We start from the raw sequence: 6240 nt of genomic DNA, 5'->3' as shown, positions 1-6240 counted from the left end.
GGCGCCGGTGCGGGCGCTGGCGATCGGCGCCTCCACCGGGGGCCCGCAGGCGCTGGCCTCGCTGCTGTCGGCGCTCAGCCCGGCGCTCGGCGCGATCCCCGTTCTGGTGACGCAGCACATGCCCGCGACCTTCACCGCGGCGCTCGCCGAGCATCTCGGCGTCGCAAGCCGCCGGCCCTGCCGGGAGGCGGTGGACGGCGAGCCGCTGGCGCCCGGCGCGATCTATGTGGCGCCCGGCGGCCGTCATCTCGTGATCGCCCGCCGGGGCGCGCAGCCGTGCGCGCGGCTCGACGACGGCCCGCCCGAAAACTACTGCAAGCCCTCGGTCGATCCGATGTTCCGCTCCGCCGCCGGCGTCTATGGCGGCGGGCTGCTGGCGGTGGTGCTGACGGGCATGGGCTCGGACGGCGCCTGCGGCGCGCGCGCCGTCGCCGCCGCCGGCGGCTCCGTCATCGCCCAGGACGAGGCCACCAGCGTCGTCTGGGGCATGCCGGGCGCGGCGGTCGCCACCGGCGTCTGCTCCGCCGTTCTGCCGCTCGCCGCCATCGCTCCCAAGATCACCCGCCTCGTCGCAGGAGAGCGCGCATGACGCCCGCCGACATCGAGTTCCTGGCCCGCTTCCTCAAGGACCGCTCGGGCCTCGCGATCGGCGAGGAGAAGCGCTACCTGCTGGAAAGCCGCCTGGCGCCGATCGTGCGGCGGACGGGCCTCGCCTCGCTCTCGGCGCTGGTGGCCCGGCTGCGCTCGGGCGTCGACAGCACGCTCGCCCAGGACGTGGTGGAGGCGATGACGACCAACGAGTCGTTCTTCTTCCGCGACGGCACGCCCTTCACCCAGTTCACGGACGTGATCCTGCCGCAGCTGATGGCGGCGCGGGCGACGACCCGCTCGCTCCGCATCTGGTGCGCCGCCTGCTCCACGGGGCAGGAGCCCTATTCGCTCGCCATGCTGCTCGCCGACCGCGCCGCGCAGCTCGCGGGCTGGAAGGTGGAGATCGTGGCGACCGACCTGTCGAACGAGGTGCTGGAGCGGGCGCGCTCCGGCCTGTTCACCCAGTTCGAGGTGCAGCGCGGGCTGCCGATCCGCCTGCTGCTGAAGCATTTCACCCAGGAGGGCGACCGCTGGCGCATCGCGCCGAAGCTCCGGGAGATGGCGCAGTTCCGCACCCTGAACCTGCTGCGGGACTTCGCGCCACTGGGCCGCTTCGACGTGGTGTTCTGCCGCAACGTGCTGATCTATTTCGACGAGGCCACCAAGGCCGACGTGCTGGCCCGGATCGCCCGGCAGACGGCGCCGGACGGCTTCCTGCTGCTCGGCGCCGCCGAGACCGTGCTCGGCGCCCGCAGCCCCTTCCGCCCGCATGCGAGCCATCGCGGCCTGTTCGTCCCCACCCCCGCCCTCGGCGCCGCCGCGCCCGCGTCCGCCGCCCGCTTCGCCGTCGCGCGCTGACGGGGGCGGCGGCGTCCCCCGGGTTTCGACCGGGGAGGGGAGGCTGCGCGGGCGAGCCTGACAACGAGAAAAGCCCCGGCCAATGGCCGGGGCTTTTCTCGTTTCGATCCGCTCGCGTCGCCGGTCAGGCGATGGCGCGGGATTCGTCTTCGTTCGGCTCGCGCAGCACGTAGCCGCGGCCCCAGACGGTTTCGATGTAGTTCTTGCCGTTGGTTGCGTTGGCGAGCTTCTTGCGCAGCTTGCAGATGAAGACGTCGATGATCTTCAGCTCGGGCTCGTCCATGCCGCCGTAGAGATGGTTCAGGAACATCTCCTTGGTGAGCGTCGAGCCCTTGCGCAGGCTCAGAAGCTCCAGCATCTGGTATTCCTTGCCCGTCAGATGGACGCGGGCGCCGCCCACCTCGACCGTCTTGGTGTCGAGGTTCACGATCAGGTCGCCGGTGGTGATGACGGACTGGGCGTGGCCCTTCGACCGGCGCACGATGGCGTGGATGCGGGCGACCATCTCGTCCTTGTGGAACGGCTTGGTCATGTAGTCGTCGGCGCCGACGCCGAGACCGCGCACCTTGTCCTCGATCCCCGCGAGGCCGGACAGGATCAGGATCGGGGTCTTGATCTTCGCCAGACGCAGGGCCCGGAGCACCTCGTAGCCCGACATGTCGGGGAGGTTCAGGTCGAGCAGGATGATGTCGTAATCGTAGAGCTTGCCGAGGTCGATGCCCTCTTCTCCAAGCTCTGTCGTATAGACGTTGAAGCTTTCAGACTTGAGCATCAACTCGATGCTCTGCGCCGTGGCGCTATCGTCTTCAATAAGAAGAACGCGCATGCGAATCCTCCACCGATGCCCGCGTGACCTGCCCCGACGACGCCGGGCCCGGCACGGTGAACCGATCGTTTCCAGTCCGATACAAGCTTAACGACCATTAGTTAACAGAAGATGATTCTGCGTCGCAAGCTCGATCTGATTCTCGCCCGTGTTTCGCCTTAGTCCGTTGAGGTGGCTGCGAAACACGCCTTCGAAAACGCTCAGCAAAAACCTTAAGAAACGCGGATAACCGACTCTTCCGACTCCAACTTCCGGCCGGTCGTTACGGTTTCCGTGTTCTTAAGCGCTGGGGCCATGATTGGGCGAAGGGGTAAACGAAGGGTTACTCTGCGCCGGTCCCCGGTCATGATTCGTTGGGGATAACAGGATGGAAACCATGCGCGGGCTGTTCGAGGCCGTGGAGGAGACGCCGGAGCGCGAGGTCTATGGCCGCGTGGTGGGCGTGCGCGGCCTTCTGGTGGAGGTCGCGGGGCCGCTCGGCATGATGGCGATCGGCGGCCGGGTGTCGATCGAGGCGGGGCCGGGCGGCGTCACCGAATGCGAGGTGGTGGGCTTCCAGGGCGACCGGGCGCTGCTGATGCCGTTCGCGCCGCTGGAGGGCGTGCGCCGGGGCTGCCGCGCCGTGGTCGGCCAGCCGTCGCCGGGCGTGCGGCCGAGCCGCGCCTGGCTCGGCCGGGTGGTCGACGCCATGGGGACGCCCATCGACGGCAAGGGCCCGCTGAAGGAGGGCCCGGCGCTTTATCCCTACCGCGCGCCGCCGCCGCCGGCCCATGCGCGCAAGCGCGTCGGCGCGCCGCTCGATCTGGGCGTTCGGGCGCTGAACACCTTCGTCACCTGCTGCGCCGGCCAGCGCATGGGCATCTTCGCGGGTTCGGGCGTGGGCAAGTCGGTGCTGCTCGCGATGCTCGCCCGCAACACCGCCTGCGACGCCGCGGTGATCGGGCTCATCGGCGAGCGCGGCCGCGAGGTGCAGGAGTTCCTGCAGGACGATCTGGGGGAGGCCGGTCTCGCCCGCTCGATCGTGGTGGTTGCGACCTCCGACGAGCCGGCGCTGAAGCGGCGGCAGGCGGCCTATCTGACGCTGACGCTGGCGGAGGCGCTGCGCGACGAGGGCGCCGACGTGCTCTGCATGATGGACAGCGTGACCCGCTTCGCCATGGCCCAGCGCGAGATCGGCCTCTCCACCGGCGAACCGCCCACCACCAAGGGCTACACGCCGACCGTGTTCGCGGAGCTGCCGCGCCTGCTGGAGCGGGCGGGGCCGGGGATCGGCGCGGGCAGCATCACCGGCGTCTTCACCGTGCTGGTGGACGGCGACGACCACAACGAGCCGGTGGCCGACGCGGTGCGCGGCATTCTCGACGGCCACATCGTGATGGAGCGCGCCATCGCCGAGCGCGGCCGCTACCCCGCCATCAACATCCTGAAATCGGTGTCGCGCACCATGCCCAAGGCGACGCCCGAGGAGCTGCGCCCGCTGATCGCCAAGGCCCGCCGGGCCATGGCCACCTTCAGCGACATGGAGGAGCTGATCCGGCTCGGCGCCTATCGGCCGGGCTCCAGCCCGGAGGTGGACGAGGCGATCGCCCTGAATGGCCCGTTCGAGCGGTTTCTCGCGCAAGGTAAGGAAGAAGCAACGCGTCTTGGAGAAGGCTACGGCCAACTGGATTCGATTTTAAGCGTCGGCGAAACCGGCCGCTAACCCGCGTGTGCTTCCATGTCGGACATGAAATCCCGAGACACTCTCCTCAAGCTCAAGCGCTTTCAGGTCGACGAAAAACGTCGGCAGGTCGCCCAGATCGAGACGATGATCGGCGAATTCGAGCGCATGGCGACCGATCTGGACCGCGAGATTCTGCAGGAGCAGGAGAAGGCGGGCATCCACGACGTCGCCCATTACGCGTACCCCACCTACGCCAAGGCGGCGCAGGGACGGCGCGACAACCTGATGCGCTCCGCGGACGAGCTCCGCGGCCAGCTCTCCGACGCCCAGGCCGCGCTCGCCGAGGCGTTCGAGGAGCTGAAGAAGATCGAGATCCTCGAGGAGCGCGACAGCGCCCGCGAGCGCGTGGCCGAGGCCGCCCGCGATCAGGCCGAAATGGACCGCATCGGCCTCGCCGCCCACGAGGCCCGCGCCGGCTGACGGTGGCGGGGCGTGGGCGGTTGCCGGTGACGGGGCTGTCTGCGATCGGAAACCGCCCTGGCGGCGCCACCACACATCCGTCATGCCCGAGCTTGTCTCGGGCATCCACGACTTGGACGTCGACATTTTCGTCCGACCGGAAGTCGTGGATGCCCGCGCGAAGGCGCGGGCATGACGTGGAAGGGGGCCGTCACACGCCGCCCACGAGGCCCGCGCCGGCTGACGCCGGCGGGGCGTGGGCGGTTGTCGGTGACGGGGCTGTCTGCGGTCCGAAACCTCCCTGGCGGCGCCACCACACATCCGTCATGCCCGAGCTTGTCTCGGGCATCCACGACTTGGACGTCGACATTTGCGCCCGACAGAAAGTCGTGGATGCCCGCGCGAAGGCGCGGGCATGACGTGGAGGGGAGCCGTCATACGTCGCTCGCCCTCACCAGGCGCTTCGCGCCGACCTCTCCCCGCTGGGGAGAGGTAAAGAAGCGGGCTTCTCCGCCTTCGTCCGTCCTGTGGCGACGCGTGAAGCCTGCAGTGTTCCCCGCGACGTGCGAACCGCCGTCACCTCTCCCCGGCGGGGAGAGGTCGGCGCGAAGCGCCGGGTGAGGGGGCGGCCGGCCTGCCTCCGCCTCCTGCTGTAAACCCGTCCGTCAGGCGGCCTTGCCGCCGGTGACGCGGTCGCGCATTTCGGCCACCTCGGCAGTGAGCGCCGCCACGGTTTCCGCGTCGCAGCCGAGCGCCTTCAGCATGTGGCGGGGCAGATCGGCCGCGCGGGCCTGCATCGCCCGGCCGTCCTCGGTGAGGACCACGCGCACCTGCCGCTCGTCCGCCGGATCGCGCGCCCGGCGCACCAGCCCGGCCGCCTCCATGCGCTTCAGGAGCGGCGTCAGCGTGTTGGATTCGAGGAACAGCGCCTCGCCGAGCTGGCCCACGGTGCGGCCGTCCCGCTCCCACAGCGCCACCAGCGTCACATATTGCGGATAGGTGAGGCCCAGCGCCTCCAGCGCCGGCTTGTAGGCGCGGTTGAGCGCGCCCGTCGCGGAGTAGAGCGCGAAGCACAGCATCTGGTCGAGGCGGGGAGGGGCGTCGGTCATCCTACAACTCTAGCATGGGCGATTTGATCGTGCGCGATGGGATCGCATGCGTTTCAATGCGGGCCGCCATGCAAGATGATGTATCGCGCACGATCTAATCGTGTGAGATATGAATTCCGCGCGGCGACGGGACGAGGTCGCCCAACTCTTGAGGAGATGACGATGAAGACGCTGTACTCCACCTCCGCGACGGCGACCGGCGGCGGCCGCGACGGGCGCTCGGCCACCACCGACGGCAATCTGGCGGTGAACCTGGTCGTGCCGAAGGAGCTTGGCGGGGCCGGCGGCGAGGGCACGAATCCCGAGCAGCTGTTCGCGGTGGGCTATGCCGCCTGTTTCCTCGGTGCGCTGCGCTTCGCGGCGGGCAAGGCCAAGATCGCGGTTCCGGCGGAGGCGTCCGTCACCTCGTCGGTCGGCATCGGCCCGCGCGACGACGGCACGGGCTTCAGCATCGAGGTGGCGCTGGAGGTGGCGCTGCCGGGACTTGACCGCGCCGTGGCGGAGGATCTGGTCGCGCGCGCTCACGTGGTCTGCCCCTATTCGGAGGCGACCCGCGGCAATCTGAACGTCAAGCTGACGACGGTGGTCTGAGGCGCAGCGCGGCGCAACCGCGCGCCGCCCATCACTTCCGGGCGAAGGGCCGGCGGTCGCGCTGCGGCGTGGGCGTCGCGGCGGGAGCCGGGATGGCGGCGGTGGTCTCGACCATCTCGCGCGCCGGCGGCAGCGGCGCAGGC

The 6240-nt window shown here is 69.9% G+C and carries 7 protein-coding genes; 5 read left to right on the top strand and 2 right to left on the bottom strand.

Translation table 11 applies throughout. From position 1 onward, the window contains the following. Both ACFQ4O_RS14015 and ACFQ4O_RS14010 read left to right on the top strand, forming a co-directional pair. A partial coding sequence (locus ACFQ4O_RS14015; protein WP_378776373.1) for a chemotaxis protein CheB occupies positions 1 to 589 on the top strand: 589 nt, incomplete at its 5' end. Further along, positions 586 to 1449, top strand: a complete 864-nt coding sequence (locus tag ACFQ4O_RS14010; RefSeq protein ID WP_378776371.1) for a CheR family methyltransferase — start codon at positions 586 to 588, stop codon at positions 1447 to 1449. The genes ACFQ4O_RS14015 and ACFQ4O_RS14010, both read left to right, overlap by 4 nt. Before the next feature lie 124 nt (positions 1450 to 1573). Here ACFQ4O_RS14010 and ctrA read toward each other — a convergent pair whose 3' ends face one another. Beyond that, positions 1574 to 2275, bottom strand: a complete 702-nt coding sequence (gene ctrA / locus ACFQ4O_RS14005; protein WP_271205096.1) for a response regulator transcription factor CtrA — start codon at positions 2273 to 2275, stop codon at positions 1574 to 1576. 376 nt (positions 2276 to 2651) lie between these two features. Here ctrA and fliI point away from each other — a divergent pair, with 376 nt between their 5' ends. Together fliI and fliJ are read left to right on the top strand one after the other, a co-directional pair. Beyond that, positions 2652 to 3977, top strand: a complete 1326-nt coding sequence (fliI, locus tag ACFQ4O_RS14000) for a flagellar protein export ATPase FliI (RefSeq protein WP_378776377.1) — start codon at positions 2652 to 2654, stop codon at positions 3975 to 3977. A gap of 24 nt (positions 3978 to 4001) precedes the next feature. After that, complete coding sequence (gene fliJ / locus ACFQ4O_RS13995; RefSeq protein ID WP_378776375.1) at positions 4002 to 4418, top strand: flagellar export protein FliJ; 417 nt, start codon at positions 4002 to 4004, stop codon at positions 4416 to 4418. Between the two features lie 644 nt (positions 4419 to 5062). On the opposite strand, the gene ACFQ4O_RS13990 is transcribed toward fliJ, so the two are convergent. Next, positions 5063 to 5506, bottom strand: a complete 444-nt coding sequence (locus tag ACFQ4O_RS13990) for a MarR family winged helix-turn-helix transcriptional regulator (RefSeq protein ID WP_378776368.1) — start codon at positions 5504 to 5506, stop codon at positions 5063 to 5065. Between the two features lie 162 nt (positions 5507 to 5668). On the opposite strand from ACFQ4O_RS13990, the gene ACFQ4O_RS13985 reads away from it, so the two are divergent. After that, positions 5669 to 6097, top strand: coding sequence for an organic hydroperoxide resistance protein (locus tag ACFQ4O_RS13985; RefSeq protein WP_378776366.1), 429 nt, complete (start codon positions 5669 to 5671; stop codon positions 6095 to 6097). Positions 6098 to 6240: the final 143 nt, after the last annotated feature.

This window comes from Methylopila musalis (assembly GCF_042679725.1).
In the GTDB taxonomy this organism is placed as follows: Bacteria; Pseudomonadota; Alphaproteobacteria; order Rhizobiales; family Methylopilaceae; genus Methylopila; species Methylopila musalis.
Note: the sequence above shows the minus strand (reverse complement) of the source record. Positions and strands in the feature narration are given on the sequence as shown.